The organism is Desulfobulbus sp. (genome assembly GCF_031547805.1).
Taxonomy (GTDB): Bacteria; Desulfobacterota; Desulfobulbia; order Desulfobulbales; family Desulfobulbaceae; genus Desulfobulbus.
In genome coordinates this window covers 20283-35685 of sequence record NZ_JAVBRQ010000016.1, presented here as the reverse complement: position 1 = coordinate 35685, position 15403 = coordinate 20283, and the positions used below count along the sequence as shown (strand labels likewise).

Below are 15403 nucleotides of genomic sequence, written 5' to 3'. Positions count from 1 at the left end.
GTTGCCATGGCAACGCAGGTTGGCTTTGCTCCGGTCGCGCCGGAGGAGGCCTTGTCGCCGGGAACCTGTCGCCTGGCGGGCATGGAGGCGGGATACGCCGGTTTGACCGATCCCGGCCGGGTGCGGGCCAACAACGAAGACGGCCTGCTGCTCCTGCCTGAGGCCGGGCTGTTCGCCGTGGCCGACGGCCTGGGCGGCCTGGGCGCCGGGGATGTCGCCAGCCGCACAGTCTTGAGCTATCTGCACCGTCAGTTGTCGGCCCTGCCGTTTCCGGCCGACGGCCGGGAACCGTCGCTTTCCCGGCTTGAGGCCCTCGTCGCCGCCGCCAATCGGCATACCTACGAGTACCGGCTGGATTTGGGCAACACCATGGCCACCACCCTGGCCCTGGTCTGGGCCGGCGCCCGCTCGGTGCTGGCGGCCCATGTGGGCGACAGCCGGATCTACCGCTGGCACCGGGGCTGCCTGATCCGGATCACCAGCGATCATTCCCTGGTGCATGCCCTCTGCGAGCAAGGCGCCCTGACCGAGGTCCAGGCGAGGCAATCGCCCCAGCGGCATGTGATCACCCGCGCCATCGGCGCCGAGGCCGAGGTGCGGCCCTCGATCCGGGCGGTGGAGGTCGATCCGGGCGACGTGCTGCTGCTGTGCACCGACGGGTTGACCGCCATGGTGCCCGACGAGGCGATCGCCGCCTTGCTCGGAAGCAATCCATCCGATCCGGGCACGCTGGTCAACGGACTTGTCCGGCTGGCCAACGAGGCCGGCGGGCATGACAACATCACCGCCATTGCCGTGACGATCGAGCCCTGAGCGTATTGCGCCCGCGGTACCGGCGAGCGTTCTCTCGAAATAAAAAAGGCGTTCCGGAAGACCGGAACGCCTTTTTTGGTGGGCCGTGTGGGGCCGATTATGCGTGCTTCTTCTCAGGTGCCTTCAAGGCGGCCAGGATGAGGACCGACACTGCCAGGATGCCAGCCGATACGGCAAAAGGCACCATGAACGATCCGGTCAAATCCTTGAGCCAGCCACCGGCATAGACGCCGCAGAAACCGGCAACGCCCCAGGCGGTGAACAGCAGGCCGTAGTTGGAACCCTGGGCGCTGGCCCCGAAGTACTGCAGGGTCGTGGCCGGGAACAGGGTGAACATGGCACCGTAGTTCCAACCGATCAGACCGGAAACAGCGGCCAGCAGGACGGTGGACTTGCCGAACGGGAAGAGCACCAGCATGGCAACGAACTGGAGGCTGAACAGGGCGATGAAGATCTTCTTGGTTCCGAGCTTGTCGGCCAGCGGACCGATCATGACGCGGACCAGGGCGTTGAAAATCGCCAGGGTGCTGGGCGCCATGGAGGCCGCCATGGCGATCTTCTTGGCTTCCTCGGCCGGGATCTGGGCAGCGGCGTCAAGGGCATTCTTGGCCTTGTAGGCCAGGGTCATGGCGTCGATGCCGTGCTTGGCGATCAGGCTGATGACCATCAGGCCGGCAAAGGAGCCGCCAAAATAGACGAGCCACAGCAGCCAGAACTGAGGAGTTTTCTTGCTCTCTTCGTAGGTGTAGTCGCGATAGGCTTTGGGGCCGCCGGCACCGGTGGCGGGAGCGGGCGGATTCCAACCGGCGGGCTTCCAGCCAACCGGCGGTATCTTCAGGCAAAGGGCGGCCAGGACGACCAGGACACCCATGGCGATACCGACATATTTGAACACGGGAAGAGCGCTACCATTGCCGATGGTGGGCGAATTGATCATCCAGGTGGCCATCGGGGCCATGATGAAGGAACCCAGGCCAAGGCCGACAACGGTGAAACCGGTGGCCAGGGCGCGGCGGTCGGGCCACCATTTGGGCGCCGTGGCAATCGGTGGCAGGTAAACGCAGCCGCCGCCGAAGCCGGCGATAACGCCATAGTAGAGGTAAAGCAGGTACAACGGGGTTCTCCCGGCGGCCTTGGCGGCGTCGCCACCAGCGGCAACGACCGCGGGATCCGGAGGGGTGATGGTGGAGACCATGAAAAAGCCGAAAGCCATGATAATGCCGCCGATGAGAACGACGTTTCTCGGACCGAACTTATCGCTGAGCCGGCCGGCGGGAAAGGTCACCAAACCAAAAACCAGACAGATGATGGCATAGGCCAGGGTGACATCCGTCACAGACCAGCCGAACTGGGTCTGGAGAGGTTTGATGAAAACGCTAAACGCATACAACAATAAACCGCAAGTTGTGCTGCCTAAAAGACCTCCAAGCAGTGGTATCCATCTTGGAAAAGTAGTTTGCTCTGACATTTATGCACTCCCCCTTAATCTTGTAGTTGAGTTGACCTGCTTAGCTACTTTATGTGCGTATCCATGCTTTCGCTTCCCGTTCCCCTCCTTTTTTTGCTGAATTATCTTGTGGTTACCTGATGTTTTCCGGTTTTTCCAACGTGTCGGTGACTATAAAGGAGTTCCAAAGTGCTGTCAACGAACAAAATCAAGGGGTTTGGGCCGTTTTTTCGTCTTTTTTCCTTTATTTGTGATTTAAGCTTGCCAAACAATGATGCGCCATTCAGCCAGAACAAGCTGAAGATGTTGGCGTTTCCCCCTCGGGCTGAATCATAATTCAAGCAAAAAAATCATTTTTTTTGAAAGAAAGAAAAAAATATTGATGATGGTGCCGGCATCAGGCCGATTGCCAGGCGTCGAGTTGTGCTGCCGACGATGCCGCCCATGAAAACAACGGGTTATTGCGAGCGTTGCGAAAGACTGTCTCCCGGCGGAGACGGGGCGATGGATGGAGCACCTGCAACCATGCAACGGTTCTTGCCATTCCGGCTTCGGTCAACTATCATGGCTCGTTGTTTTTGTTGGTACTTTTTTCGTCAACAAGGGAGTCTGCCATGGCCGACAGCCTGTACATCGCCAACCTGGAAAAAGAAAGCGGCAAACTGGTCGTCACCCTGGGGGTCATGGAGATCCTGTCCCGGCGGATCGACCGCGTCGGTTTCTTCCGGCCGATCGTGCCGGGCGACGGCAGCAACGACAACGACATCAACCTGATCAAGAAACGCTACAACATCGGGCTCGAGTACGACGAGATCGCCGGCATCAGCCATGACGAAGCCCGCGCCCTGATCGCCGGCGGCGACGACCGGCTTTTGTTCCGCGAAATTGTCCGCAAGTTCAGCGAAGTCCGCAAGAAATGCGATTTCCTCCTGTGCGAGGGACCGACCATCGTGGGCATGTCCGATGCCTTCGACTACGACATCTCCATCCGCATTGCCCGGGAGCTGGGTTCCCCGACCCTGCACGTGGTCAACGGCCGCGACCGCACCGTGGCCGAAATCGAAAAGAACATCGGCGTGGCCGAAAAGATTTACGAGCAATACCAATGCCCGCTGCTGGCGATCTTCGTCAATCGGATCGACCCTGGCCTGCTGGCCCCGGCGGCCACCGAGATCCGCGCCCTGCACCGCGACAAGCCCTACCGCTTCGATTTTTTGCCCGAGATGGCGGGGTTCAGCATGCCCACCATGGAGGAGATCACCGAGGGGCTCGGCGCCCGCCATTTCAGCGGCCCCTGCTTCAGCCTGCAGCGCGACGTGCATGCCATCAAGGTGGCGGCGATGTCGTCGTCCAACTACATCGATTTCCTCGAAGAGGACGACCTGGTGGTGACCGCGGGCGACCGGCCGGATATCATTTTCGCCACCCTGGGCGCCATTGCCTCGCGCAACTATCCCTCGCCGGCCGGCCTGCTCCTTTCCGGCGGCATGGAACCGAGCCCGTCGATGGTGAAACTGCTCGACGGCATCGGCGGCCTGGCCCTGCCGATCTACCTGATGGACGGCGATACCTTCAGCGTGGCCCGGCAGGCCGGTGAAATCAAGGGAGTGGTCCGGCCGCACAACGAGCAGAAGATCAACCGGGCCCTGGGCGTGTTCGAAAGCCATGTCGACACCTCCGGTCTGGAGCAGCGGGTGATCGAGACCAAGTCCGCGACCATGTCGCCGCTGATGTTCGAGTATTCGCTGTTCCAGCGGGCCCGGAGCATCCGCAAGCACGTGGTCCTGCCCGAGGGATGCGACGAGCGCATCCTCCAGGCGGCCGAGATCCTGCGCTCCCGCGAGGTGGTGGACCTCACCTTGCTGGGCGACGAAAAAATCATCCGCAGCCGGGCCGCCACCCTGGGACTCAAGCTCCAGGACGTGCAGATCATCGATCCCCGCGGCTCGGAGCTGCGCGAGGAATTCATCGAAAGCCTCTACCAGGCGCGCAGGCATAAGGGGGCCACCCGCGACTACGCCCGCGATGTCATCAACGATGTCAGCTACTTCGGCACGTTGATGGTCCATACCGGCCGAGCCGACGGCATGGTGTCGGGGGCGGTGCACACTACCCAGCAAACTGTGCGGCCGGCGTTCCAGATCATCCGCACCCGGCCGGAGGTGCGGGTTATTTCCAGCGTGTTTTTCATGTGTTTCCAGACCAAGGTTCTGGTCTACGGCGACTGCGCCGTCAACCCCAACCCCTCCAGCGAGGACCTGGCCGAGATCGCCATCCGTTCCGCCGAGACCGCCGCCATGTTCGACATCGATCCGGTGGTGGCCATGCTGTCCTACTCCAGCGGGGATTCGGGCCAGGGCGAGGATGTGGAGCGGGTGCGGGCGGCGGTGCTGCTGGCCCGCCAGCGCCGGCCCGAGCTGAAAATCGACGGTCCGCTCCAGTACGACGCGGCCATCGACCTGGCGGTGGGCAGCCAAAAGATGCCGGAGAGCGAGGTGGCCGGCCGGGCCAGCGTGTTCATCTTTCCGGACCTCAACACCGGCAACAACACCTACAAGGCGGTGCAGCGCTCCTCCGGAGCAGTGGCCATCGGCCCGATCCTCCAGGGGCTCAACAAGCCGGTCAACGATCTCAGCCGGGGGTGCCTGGTGGCGGATATCGTCAACACCGTGGCCATCACCGCCATCCAGGCCCAGGCGATGGACCGACAACCTTCGGGCCGCTGAGCGCCGGGCAACGGCGGCCGCCATTCTTTTCATTCTTTGCAGGAGGTATGACCATGACCAAGGAAGCCGACGACAGGACAGCGGTATTGGCCCAAATTCGCCAGGTGTTGGACGCGGTCGAGGCGGACGACCTCGACACCGTCTACGACTACCGGGCGACCATCGTCGCCATGTATGCCCAGGCCATGGCGGAGTTCCATTTCGAGGAGGAGCAGCTCGAATGGCTCAACGAGCTGCTGGCGGCGGTGGAAACCGACGACCTGGCCACCTGCCGCCAGTTGCTCGGCCAGGAGACCAATGCCCAGACCCTGTTCCTCGCCTCCCAATTCGTCGCCCTGATGGCCGGTTTTTTCCACCACGACGAATTGCTGACCATGGCCCAGGCCATGGGCCTCGAGGCCCTGCTCCAGGCGATGGACAGCGACGGGGAATAAACCGCCGGTCCGTTTCCCGGAGGCTGCCATGTCCATCGCCGCCCACGGCCTGCATGCCCGCGGCCAACTTCGCCAGCGCGCCGAGGAGGCCCACCGGCGGCTGGCCCGCTGCACCCTGTGTCCCCGCTGCTGCCGGGTTGACCGGCTGGCGGGCGAAACCGGCCGGTGCGGCACCGGCGCCCTGGCGCGAATAGCCAGTTACGGCCCCCATTTCGGCGAGGAGGCGCCCCTGGTCGGCACCGGCGGCTCCGGTACCATTTTCCTTGCCGGCTGCAACCTCTGCTGCTGTTTTTGCCAGAACTACGAGATCAGCCAGGGCGACGAAACCGGCCAGGAGGTCGATGCCCGCGGGTTTGCCGCCGCCATGCTCGAATTGCAGGCCATGGGGTGCCACAACATCAACCTGGTCACGCCCAGCCATGTGGTGCCGCAGATTCTGGCGGCCCTGATCCCGGCCCTGGAGGGCGGGCTCGACATTCCGATCGTCTTCAACTGCGGCGGCTATGAAAGTGCCGAAACCCTGGCCCTGCTGGACGGCGCGGTCGACATCTACATGCCGGATGTCAAGTTCTGGCGATCGGCCACCGCCGACCGCTATGCCGAAGCGCCGGATTACCCGGACCGGGTCCGCGAGGCCCTGGCGGCCATGCACCGGCAGGTCGGCGACCTGGTTATTGGCCCGGACGGCATCGCCCGCTCCGGTCTGCTGATTCGTCACCTGTTGATGCCGGGCTTGCTGGCCGAGACGGAATCGATTCTCCGCTTCCTCGCCGCCAGCCTGTCCCCGGCCAGTTATCTCAACATCATGGCCCAGTACCACCCCTGCGGCCTGGCCGGCCGGTTTCCGGAACTGGACCGCACCCTTACCGGCGAGGAATACCGCCGCGCCCTGGAGATCGCCCGGACCCTGGGCCTCACCCGGCTCGACAACCCCGATATCACCAGGCTGCTGCTGCGGCTTTACTTGTGAGCGGTTCCCCGTTCCCCGGCATACGTGATTTGGCCAAGGTCAAAGCAGGGAAGTCGTTGATTTCGTTTTGACGAACCGGATTGCCATTGCTACCATACAAGTAGGTCGAATCCATCCGGGCGTGCTCATCGCCCGTCTTGCACGACGGTTTTTGTGGTACCAAGCATCGTGATTCCCGTCCTTCGACGGGACATCTTCCCAACCCAACAAGGAGAAAAGGATGAATTTTGGCTCCATTGCCGAATCGATCGGCCGGTTTGTCGAGAAAACGCACCTGGTGGAACAGGCCAAGGCCGCAGATTTCCCGGCATTGTTCACCAACCCCTGGTTCTTGATCCCCTTTGTCGCCCTGGTCGGCTACCAGCTGTACAAGAAGGCCTTCCGCGACATGATCATTCTAGCCCTCCTCATGGGTGCCTGGTATGCCTCGGGGACGCCTTACATGCATGGGATGGTGATCGACGGCCAGTTGCAGATCAACAAGATCCTGCCGGTTGCTTTCGGCGGTGCCGCGATGCTGGGCTTGATCGTCTATCTTATCATCGGCCGTTCCGATTGAGCGGTCCCGTCCCGGAACCCTTCCGGGCACGGTTGTGACCCGCCGCTCGTCCGACGGCCTGTTGCCGGAGAATCATGGAATACCGTAACGCGATCTTCATTATCACCGAGGAACGTTCTTGCCAGATCTACAATGTCGGCGAGGAATTCAAGGTCGAGCAGAACGCCCTGACCGGTCCCGAAGGCAAGCCCGTCTGCCTGGTGTTGATGAACGAATTACTGAAGGCACTGGTCGAGAAGAAAAGCATGCAGCGCTTTTCTCCCATGGGGCCGCAACGGGTCAAATTCGAGTGCGGCGGCTGCAGCGGCATGATCCGGTTCGAGTTCAAGAAGGAAAAGGATTTCGCCACGCTCCAGATGAAGCTGCTGGCCGTGGCCGAACAGAAGGCGCGGATGCGCCATCTGGACCGGTTCTACGACGTGCTGCGCGGCCTGGACATTTTCGAGCCGCTTAACGACGACAGCCTGCGCGACCTTTCCGCCCAACTCCAGCTGAAGGTGTTCGAGGCCAACAAGGTCGTGCTCAAGAAAGGGGAGCCGGGAACCAGCCTCTATATCGTGCTCGAGGGCAAGGTCGCGGTCATCGGCGACGAGGGGCAGACCTTGTCCGAGATGGGAGTGGGCAAAATTTTCGGGGAAATGAGCCTCTTGTCCGGCGAGCCGATCACCACCTCCATCCATTCCCGGGAAAAGAGCCGCCTGGCCGTGCTCTCCAGCAAGGATTTCAAGCATGTCCTCAACCGCTATCCGGTGCTGCAGGTCTTTTTCTACCGGATGCTGGTGGAGCGGGCCCAGGCCAACACCATGCGGGCCGGCACCATCAGTTCGGGCATGACCGGCCGGTTGGCCGAAATCAATCCGGTGGAATTGTTCCAGCTGATCAACTCCAGCCAGAAGACCGGCAAGGTCCAGCTGACCCTCGACGACGGCAGCGCTGACGTGACCTTCCACGAAGGAGAACTGATCGACGCCCGCTACGGCGAGCTTGCCGGCAAGGAAGCCTTTTTCGCCCTGCTGGCGAAAAGCGAGGGGAATTTCACCTACACCGGCGGACTTACGGCCGAGGAATCCACCCTGCCGGTCATCGGCGGCTTCATGGGCTTGATCATGGAAGGGCTGCGGCGGGTGGACGAGCAGCGGAGCTGAGGGCTGCCGGCGCTCAAGAGGTGAAAAACCGGCCCCTTGTCAGGGATTGGCCTGGAGAAATTGCTGCCGTAACCGGGCCTTTTGCTCGGGCGAGAGGGCGCGCCACTGTTCCAGCAACTCTTGCCGCTGCTCCGGCGGGAGCTGCCGCAACTGCTCCCGGGCGGCCCGCAGCCGCTGTCTTTGTTCCGGCGACAGATTGCGCCAGCGCTGGAAACGATCCTTGGCCTCGGCCCGCTGCTCGGGAGACGCGTTCTGCCAGCGGTCGGCCCCCTGGCGCAGCCGTTGCCGATCTTCCGGGGCAAGGTTGTTCCACTCCTTGGCAAAGGGCTGGAGAATGCGTTGCTCCCGGGGGCTGAGATCCTTGAAAGCGCCGGCCTGAAGGAGCGGTGCCCAACCGAGCAGCAGCGCCAGCATCAGCCCCAAGCCTGTCAGCCAACGCTTCCTGCCTTGTCGATGAGTAGTTGCCATTGTCTGTCTTCCCGATTTTCCTCCGGGCCGGAACCCGGCTCTTGACCGCCGGTTGTGCCCGTCAGGCGCAAGCGATTGGACCATCTCGCCCCTATTCGCTCTCCTCTCCGGATTCCTTCACGTATCTGGACAGATAAAACGATTGCACCACCACAAAAACCAAGGTCAGGCCGAGCATGCCGAACAACTTGAAATTGACCCAGGTGTCGCGGTCGTAATAGGTCATGACATAGAGGTTGACCCCGCCTAACACGAAAAAGAAGGTTGTCCAGGCCAGGTTGAGGCGCCGCCAGACCGGCGACGGCAGGGTGAGGTTGCTTCCCAGCAGGCGTTCGATGGCGGTTTGCCGGCCCACCACCTGGCTGAGCAGAAAGGCGCCGCCGAACAGCCAGTTGATGACCGTGGGCTTCCATTTGATGAATTGCTCGTCACGCAGGAAAAGGGTGAGGCCGCCGAAGACGAGGATGATGGCCAGGGTGGTCAGCTGCATCGTCCCCACCTTGCGGGTGGTGATCCACAGCCAGCCGCTCTGGGCCAGGGTGGCCACGATGGCCACCCCGGTGGCGACGTAGATGTCGAACAGCTTGTAGGCGACGAAAAAAAGCAGGACCGGAAGAAAATCGAAAAGAAACTTCATGGATGCAGGTCAAGGGAAGACGGCGGAACGGACGGCGGGAGGCAGTGAGCCGGATCAGATGCCTTGCCGGAGGTTGCGGGTGGGTGCAACGCGCCCTCTTCTTTTAAACATTCTCACCCGCTTTTGCCATCGGGAATAATGGCTGCAGGCGGTGCGGCCGGCATAAAAAAAGGGGCGAACGAATCGCCCCTTGTTACTGCTTTGGTCGGTCGAAATCAGGAAATAACGCTCAAGGATTATTTTTTCTGCATTGCCTGCCATTCTTCGATAACAGCCTTGCAAGCCGGGGTGGCTTTGTCAAGGTTCTCCGGTTTGGCGACACAACCTCTTCTGCCGCCGCCGCCTTTGACGACATCGGCGCAGGGGCCGCCGGGGGCAATCTGGGCTGCGCACTCTTTTTCAAACTTCGCCCGATTGGCCAAATCCGCAGCATCCTCCGCAGCAAAAGCACTCGCGCACAAAAACAACGACGAAATCAGAATCACTGCCATTCTCATGGGGTTCCTCTCCTTACATAGGTGGGGGTGAAAGAAAGAACTTCGCCTTGCAACCATAAATTTTACTGTACACAACGATCAAAAATACTGCAATAGGTTTTCCTGGTCGTTGCGAGGCTAACTCAGGAGCATAGTTAGATTTTTCTAGTCAATGGAACCGCGGGGGAAAGGGCGCGAACCGCGCCGAGCGCGACCGCCAGGCGCCACTGCAGCAGCCGGCGACCGCAAGAGCTGCGGGGAAAAAAGCACAAGGGCGGGATGGCCCCGCCCCTGTCATCAACAAAGGTCAGAGATACAGATCCCTGGTTTTGCCGCTACGAATCGCCTCGACGTTGCGGCGGGCCTGTTCCCGGTGCTGGGATTTGGGGACCTTTTCCAATTCCCGATCCACCAGGGCATAGCCCACGGCCTTTACCTCGGGCGAGGCGTAATCCTCCAGGTATTCGGACAGGGTCATCAACGCATTGGGGTGGCAGACGTTCTTGATCTGGCCGCTCTTGGCCAGGGCCATGAAACGGTCGCCGGTGCGGCCGGAGCGGTAGCAGGCGGTGCACCAGGAGGGCACCAGTCCCTCGGACATCAGCCAGGCAATGATCTCGTCGGCCGTGCGTTCGTCGTTCTTGGCGAATTGGGCGGTCAGGGTGGGATCGATCTCGCCGGTTTCCCGGCGGCGTTTTTCGGCCATGTAGCCGCCGACGCCGACGGCGCTGCAGGCGCTCATCTGGGTGACGCCGCAGTCGAGCAGGTCCTTGCGCATGGCGGCGGTCTCCCGGGTGGAGATGATGATGCCGGTGTAGGGCACTGCCAAGCGCAGGACCGCGACGATTTTCTTGAAGGTTTCGTCGTCGGGGATGTTGGGGTAGACCGCGCTCAAGTCCACCCCCTCGGCCGGCCGGATGCGCGGCACCGAGATGGTGTGGAAGCCGACCCCGTAGGTTCGTTCGAGATGCTCGTTGTGGATCACCATGGCCAGGGCCTCGAACAGGGGATCGTGGAGGCCGAAGAGCACGCCGGCGCCGACATCGTCGATCCCGGCCGTCATCGCCCGGTCAAAGGCGGTGGTGTGGTACCAGTAATCCCGTTTCGGCCCGGCCAGGTGAAAGCGCTCGTAGGTCGGCTGGTGGTAGGTTTCCTGGAAAAGGATGTAGGTGCCGATGCCCACCTCCTTGAGTTTGCTGTAGTTCTCAACCGTGGTCGCGGCGATGTTGACGTTGACCCGCCGGATCTCGCCGGAGAGATCGGCTTGCGTCTGGTAGATGGTGCGCAGGCAGTCGAGGATGTAGTCGATGGGGCAGTTGACGTCGTCCTCGCCGGCCTCGAGCGCGATCCGCTTGTGTCCCATGGAGACGATTTCGACGATCTCGTCGCGGACCTCGTCCTGGGTCAGCTGGCGGCGCTTGAAGCTGTGGCATTCGTTGTAGGCGCAGTAGGCGCAGCGGTTGACGCAGTAATCGCTGACATAGAGCGGCGCGAACATGACGATGCGGTTGCCGTAAATCGCCTCCTTGATCGATCGGGCCACCTGGTAGAGCCGGGGCAGGTGCCGGTCGTCCATCTTCAGCAGGTTCGCCACCTCGAGGTGGCTTAAGCCCTCGAAGCGGGCGGCCTTGTCGAGGATCGCCTCGATGGCGCTGTCCGGGGCGGCGGCAGCCTGGTCGAGAATGGCTTCGATCTCGGCCGGGCGGATGAATTGGTCGATTTCCACAGTGTCTGTCAACATGGCATGCTCTCCCATGGCCCGGCAGGCAGCAGCATGGCCGCCTGCCGGTGAGGATAGAATCAAACAATAGGCCCGAGTCCGCCCGCAGGCAAGGCTCGCGGCCAAATACCGTCAGGGCCGCAACGGCTCCGGAGGACGGCTCGGCTCCGGGCAAGGCACCGTCAGCCGTGCGCCTGGGCCGGACCGGACGCGGCGTGCTGGTCGTGGGCCGGGAAAACGTCGAAATTCTCGACGATGAACAGATAGATCAAGATGCCCACCGAAATTAGCCCCATGGTCAGAAACAGCTCGGCCACCGAGGGGAAATAGCTGGCCCCGGCCGCCTTGGCCATGCCGGTGAAGACCACGTTGCCCCGGTTTAGGGCCACGCCCAGGACCATGAGCACCGCATTGCGCACGATCATGGTCTTGGTCATCTCCCGGCCCAGCAGCTTGTAGCTCCAGAAAAACCAGAGCGGCAGCAGGCAGCCGATCCCCAGCTCCAGCAGGCACATCACGCTGACGGTGTCCAGGGCGAACAGCGCGGCCAGCTGCCCGCGCACGGCCAGGTCGCCGACCCGCAGCACCGTGTAGAAGGTCATGACATAGCCCGACCATTTGGCCAGATAGGTCATGGCCGGCGCATCCCACTCGTGCCGGAAAAAGCGGCCCGCCAGCGCGGTTTCGCAGGTGACCATGGCCGGGCCGACCGCCACCGCCGAGGAATAGTAGAGAATCGGCAGAAGCATGGTCCACCACAGCTCGTTGAGTTTGCCCAGGGTCAGGACGTACATCGAGCCGAGCGAACTCTGGTGCATGGTCGATAGGGCGATGCCGCCGATGACCAGCGGCGCGGTCAGCCTGGTGAAGAAGGAGGAGACTTTGCGCAGGCCGAGCCCCTTGAACAACACCGGCGCGAACTCGCAGGTAAGGACAATGGTGTAGAGCAAGACGCACATGTAGAGCTCGAACATCACCGAATGCTCGCCCCAGCTGAAGATCGGGTGCCACCAGCCGTACCAGCGGCCCAGATCCATCAGCAGGCCGAAACCGACCAGGCAGTAGCCGAGCCAGGCGGTGAGAATGGCCGGCTTGACCACGGATTTGACCTTTTTCACTCCGAGTACGTAGTAGATGCCGGCAGTGGTGAAGCCGCCGGCGGCCAGGGCCACGCCCAGCTTGACATCGACGTAGATCCACAGCCCCCAGGGCCAGGCGTCGGTGAGGTTGGTCATCTGCAGGCCGTTGACCAGGCGATAGGCGACGATGCCGACGAAAATCAGGGAAAAGCCGATCAGGACCAGCCGGAAAGGGGTCATGCGAAAGGTGATTCTGGTGCCGTTGATGGTCATGCCTGCGGTCCTCCCGTGTGGTCGAGTTTACCCTCCGCCGCGGCATTGCGGCGTTTGTTGATGAAGTAGATACCGGAGAGGATCGCGGTCCAGCCCAGGAGAATGGCCGGCAGCTTGCTGAGGATCTGCCAGGTGTAGGCCGGCAGCGATTCCTGCGGCACCGCGGTCTTGAAACCGAGCTTGTCGAACGGCTGGTCGGAAAGATAGAGCCAAGCCGTGCCGCCGACCTCGGTCTCGCCGAAGACGTGGTCGATATAGAGTCCCTTGTGGGCGGCGATCCGTTGATGGGCGACCTTGACCAATTGGTCGCGGTCGCCGAACTGCATCACCTGGTTCGGGCAGACCGCGATGCAGGCGGGCTGCTCGCCGGCGACCACCCGGGTGAAGCACATCTGGCACTTGGAAACCTTGGGAAAACTCTTGTCCCACTCGTACTTGGGAATGTTGAAGGGGCAGGCCACCATGCAGTAGCGGCAGCCGACGCAGAGATCGGGGTGATAGACCACCGGCCCTTCCGGGGTCTTGCGCAGGGCGCCGACCAGGCAGGACGAAGCGCAGGCCGGATCGACGCAGTGCAAACACTGTTTCTTGGCAAAACGCCAGGCCGCGTGGCCGCCTTGGTCGGTGACATCGTGCTTGCTGACCACGGTCCAGTTGATATCCACCAGCTGGGCGGCCTCGCCCAAGGTGGGTTTGTTGACTTCATCGTATTTCTTCTCGTTCCACAGCTTGCAGGCCACCGTGCAGGCGCCGCAGCCGAAACATTTGGTCATGTCGACCAGGACTCCCTTGGACATAATCGTTTCCTCGCCTTCGGCTTAGGCCTTGTTCTTCGCGGTCAGCGAACCGCTGCGGTCGGTGTAGGTGGTGTGCAGGAGCCGGTGCGCCAGCTCGCCGTTGGGCTGCCCCAGATATTCGGCGTACAGGTCCATGACCTCCTTGTTCTCGTGGCTCAGCCGTTTCTTGTAGATGGTGGCATCGATGGCATAGATCGACCGGATCCGTTCCTTGCGGACCCAGTCGCCGGGGGGCACCGAGGTCTTGGGCTGGCCGCCGCCGCTGATGCAGCCTCCGGGGCAGGCCATGAACTCGACGAAATGGTAGCGGGGCGGCAGGCCGGCCTGCTTGTCGGCCCGAATCTGGTCGAGCAGTTGGCGGGCGTTGCCCAGGCCGCTGGCCACCGCCACCCGCAATTCGCCGAATCCCGGCACCTCGAGGCTCGCCTCCTTCACCCCCTGCAGCCCGCGTACCGCGGTCAGGTTCAAGAGCGCATCCGGCGGATTTTGGCCGGTCAGCAGGTAGTAGCCGGAGCGGACCGCCGCCTCCATCACCCCGCCGGTGGCGGCGAAAATGACCGCCGCGCCGGTGCCCTCGCCCATGAGCGAATCGTAGGGCTGGGGGGCGAGATTGGCGAGATCGATGCCTTTTCCCTTGATCATCCGGGCCAGTTCGCGGGTGGTGAGGACAAAGTCGACGTCGCGCAGCTCCGGGTTTCCGGCCAAGGCCCCGGCGCTGTTCATCTCGCCGCGCGAGGCTTCGAATTTCTTGGCGGTGCAGGGCATGATCGACACGCTGACGATCTGCTTGGGATCGATTCCCTTTTTCTTGGCGTAATAGGTCTTGGCCACCGAGCCGAGCATCTGCTGCGGCGACTTGCAGGTGGACATGTGCTCCAGCAGGTCGGGATAGAAATACTCGCAGAACTTGACCCACCCCGGCGAACAGGAGGTGAACTGGGGCAGGGCGGTCGGGGCGTGGCCCTCGCCATCGTGCTGACCGCCGGCCGCCTTTATCCGGCCGATCAGTTCGGTGCCTTCCTCCATGATGGTCAGGTCGGCGCTGAAATTGGTGTCGAACACCCGGTCAAAGCCCAGCATCTTCAAGGCCGCTACCATCTTGCCCTCGACGATCGAGCCGGCCGGCATGCCGAATTCCTCGCCGATGGCGATGCGGGTGGCCGGCGCGGTCTGGACGATCACATGCAGCTTGGCATCGCCGATGACCCGCAGCACCCGGGCGATATCGTCGCGCTCGCCGATGGCGCCGGTCGGGCACCACAGCGCGCACTGGCCGCAGTTGACGCAGGTGATGTCGTTCTTGATCGGCAAGCCGTAGAACCCTTCGACGCTCTGCACGCGCTCGCAGGCCTCGGCGCATTGGCCGCAGAGGATGCACTTGCGGTCGTCGCGGACAATGGAGGGGTTGGCGGGATCGATCGGAACCCGGCCGCGCACCTGCACCGGCCAGGAGCCGGGCGCATTGTATTGCTGCGGGGTCCACCCTTCGCCGCCGGAGGGTTTGCCGGCATCCTTGCAGCCCGACAGCGTTGCCAGGGCACCGCTCAGGCCGGCCGCTCCCAGTCCCTTGAGAAAAAAACGCCGGGAGCACGGCAGGCCCTTGTTGCTTTTGGTCTCCATATCGTCCACATCCTCCGCTGAAATGATCTCACGGGTGCCCCGGTCGCGTGCCATTTCCCGCCGTTTTATCCCAACCTGGCGCGCTCTTTTCTTCATCGCGCCAAGACGGGCACCGGCACCGAACGATCCCCCTTCCTCCGCATCCTTTCTCCCGATCGAATCGAGCCCTTTTTCAGGAAGCCGTTCCTGATTGGAGGAAGTTTCGCGGTACCACATGACAACTATATAGAGAATTAATT

14 protein-coding genes are annotated in these 15403 nt (G+C 62.3%); 6 read left to right on the top strand and 8 right to left on the bottom strand.

What is annotated here, in order from left to right; all coding sequences use genetic code 11:
* Positions 1–6 precede the first annotated feature (6 nt).
* A complete protein-coding gene (locus RMR13_RS05765; protein ID WP_310599686.1) occupies positions 7–813 on the top strand; it encodes a protein phosphatase 2C domain-containing protein in 807 nt (268 codons plus the stop codon).
* Between the two features lie 97 nt (positions 814–910).
* Here the strand turns inward: RMR13_RS05765 and RMR13_RS05760 are convergent, their stop codons facing one another.
* Entirely contained in the window at positions 911–2281 is a 1371-nt protein-coding gene (locus RMR13_RS05760) for an OFA family MFS transporter (protein WP_310599685.1), read from the bottom strand.
* Positions 2282–2874: 593 nt separating this feature from the next.
* Between RMR13_RS05760 and pta the strand changes: the two genes are divergently transcribed.
* From pta to RMR13_RS05735, 5 genes are all read left to right on the top strand, one after another.
* Positions 2875–4986: a phosphate acetyltransferase gene (gene pta / locus RMR13_RS05755; RefSeq protein WP_310599684.1), complete on the top strand. Its 2112-nt coding sequence runs from the start codon at positions 2875–2877 to the stop codon at positions 4984–4986.
* A 53-nt stretch (positions 4987–5039) separates the two neighbouring features.
* On the top strand, positions 5040–5420 hold the full coding sequence (locus RMR13_RS05750) for a hypothetical protein (protein ID WP_310599683.1): 381 nt from the start codon (positions 5040–5042) through the stop codon (positions 5418–5420).
* A 28-nt stretch (positions 5421–5448) separates the two neighbouring features.
* Entirely contained in the window at positions 5449–6390 is a 942-nt protein-coding gene (locus tag RMR13_RS05745) for a radical SAM protein (RefSeq protein ID WP_310599682.1), read from the top strand.
* Positions 6391–6610: 220 nt separating this feature from the next.
* Complete coding sequence (locus tag RMR13_RS05740) at positions 6611–6949, top strand: hypothetical protein (protein WP_310599681.1); 339 nt, start codon at positions 6611–6613, stop codon at positions 6947–6949.
* A gap of 74 nt (positions 6950–7023) precedes the next feature.
* The gene (locus tag RMR13_RS05735) at positions 7024–8094 is read left to right on the top strand and encodes a cyclic nucleotide-binding domain-containing protein (RefSeq protein ID WP_310599680.1); all 1071 of its coding nucleotides are present in this window, start codon (positions 7024–7026) and stop codon (positions 8092–8094) included.
* A 39-nt stretch (positions 8095–8133) separates the two neighbouring features.
* On the opposite strand, the gene RMR13_RS05730 is transcribed toward RMR13_RS05735, so the two are convergent.
* From RMR13_RS05730 to RMR13_RS05700, 7 genes are all read right to left on the bottom strand, one after another.
* Positions 8134–8562, bottom strand: a complete 429-nt coding sequence (locus tag RMR13_RS05730; protein ID WP_310599679.1) for a DUF3106 domain-containing protein — start codon at positions 8560–8562, stop codon at positions 8134–8136.
* A gap of 91 nt (positions 8563–8653) precedes the next feature.
* Complete coding sequence (locus tag RMR13_RS05725) at positions 8654–9199, bottom strand: septation protein A (protein WP_310599678.1); 546 nt, start codon at positions 9197–9199, stop codon at positions 8654–8656.
* 236 nt (positions 9200–9435) lie between these two features.
* A complete protein-coding gene (locus tag RMR13_RS05720) occupies positions 9436–9690 on the bottom strand; it encodes a hypothetical protein (protein ID WP_309413409.1) in 255 nt (84 codons plus the stop codon).
* Between the two features lie 292 nt (positions 9691–9982).
* The gene (gene hydG, locus RMR13_RS05715; RefSeq protein WP_310599677.1) at positions 9983–11416 is read right to left on the bottom strand and encodes a [FeFe] hydrogenase H-cluster radical SAM maturase HydG; all 1434 of its coding nucleotides are present in this window, start codon (positions 11414–11416) and stop codon (positions 9983–9985) included.
* Between the two features lie 161 nt (positions 11417–11577).
* Positions 11578–12747, bottom strand: a complete 1170-nt coding sequence (locus tag RMR13_RS05710) for an NrfD/PsrC family molybdoenzyme membrane anchor subunit (RefSeq protein ID WP_310599676.1) — start codon at positions 12745–12747, stop codon at positions 11578–11580.
* On the bottom strand, positions 12744–13544 hold the full coding sequence (locus tag RMR13_RS05705) for a 4Fe-4S dicluster domain-containing protein (protein ID WP_310599675.1): 801 nt from the start codon (positions 13542–13544) through the stop codon (positions 12744–12746). Before RMR13_RS05705 ends, RMR13_RS05710 begins: the two co-directional genes overlap by 4 nt.
* Positions 13545–13565: 21 nt before the next feature.
* Positions 13566–15164 (bottom strand): [FeFe] hydrogenase, group A, encoded by a 1599-nt coding sequence (locus tag RMR13_RS05700; RefSeq protein ID WP_409070268.1) that lies wholly within the window; start codon positions 15162–15164, stop codon positions 13566–13568.
* Positions 15165–15403: the final 239 nt, after the last annotated feature.

Bases quoted from the DNA above. Each gene is read 5' to 3' on its own strand.
- RMR13_RS05765 (WP_310599686.1), top strand. From the start codon at position 7: ATGGCAACGCAGGTTGGCTTTGCTCCGGTCGCGCCGGAGGAGGCCTTG.
- RMR13_RS05760 (WP_310599685.1), bottom strand. From the start codon at position 2,281: ATGTCAGAGCAAACTACTTTTCCAAGATGGATACCACTGCTTGGAGGT.
- pta (WP_310599684.1), top strand. From the start codon at position 2,875: ATGGCCGACAGCCTGTACATCGCCAACCTGGAAAAAGAAAGCGGCAAA.
- RMR13_RS05750 (WP_310599683.1), top strand. From the start codon at position 5,040: ATGACCAAGGAAGCCGACGACAGGACAGCGGTATTGGCCCAAATTCGC.
- RMR13_RS05745 (WP_310599682.1), top strand. From the start codon at position 5,449: ATGTCCATCGCCGCCCACGGCCTGCATGCCCGCGGCCAACTTCGCCAG.
- RMR13_RS05740 (WP_310599681.1), top strand. From the start codon at position 6,611: ATGAATTTTGGCTCCATTGCCGAATCGATCGGCCGGTTTGTCGAGAAA.
- RMR13_RS05735 (WP_310599680.1), top strand. From the start codon at position 7,024: ATGGAATACCGTAACGCGATCTTCATTATCACCGAGGAACGTTCTTGC.
- RMR13_RS05730 (WP_310599679.1), bottom strand. From the start codon at position 8,562: ATGGCAACTACTCATCGACAAGGCAGGAAGCGTTGGCTGACAGGCTTG.
- RMR13_RS05725 (WP_310599678.1), bottom strand. From the start codon at position 9,199: ATGAAGTTTCTTTTCGATTTTCTTCCGGTCCTGCTTTTTTTCGTCGCC.
- RMR13_RS05720 (WP_309413409.1), bottom strand. From the start codon at position 9,690: ATGGCAGTGATTCTGATTTCGTCGTTGTTTTTGTGCGCGAGTGCTTTT.
- hydG (WP_310599677.1), bottom strand. From the start codon at position 11,416: ATGTTGACAGACACTGTGGAAATCGACCAATTCATCCGCCCGGCCGAG.
- RMR13_RS05710 (WP_310599676.1), bottom strand. From the start codon at position 12,747: ATGACCATCAACGGCACCAGAATCACCTTTCGCATGACCCCTTTCCGG.
- RMR13_RS05705 (WP_310599675.1), bottom strand. From the start codon at position 13,544: ATGTCCAAGGGAGTCCTGGTCGACATGACCAAATGTTTCGGCTGCGGC.
- RMR13_RS05700 (WP_409070268.1), bottom strand. From the start codon at position 15,164: ATGGAGACCAAAAGCAACAAGGGCCTGCCGTGCTCCCGGCGTTTTTTT.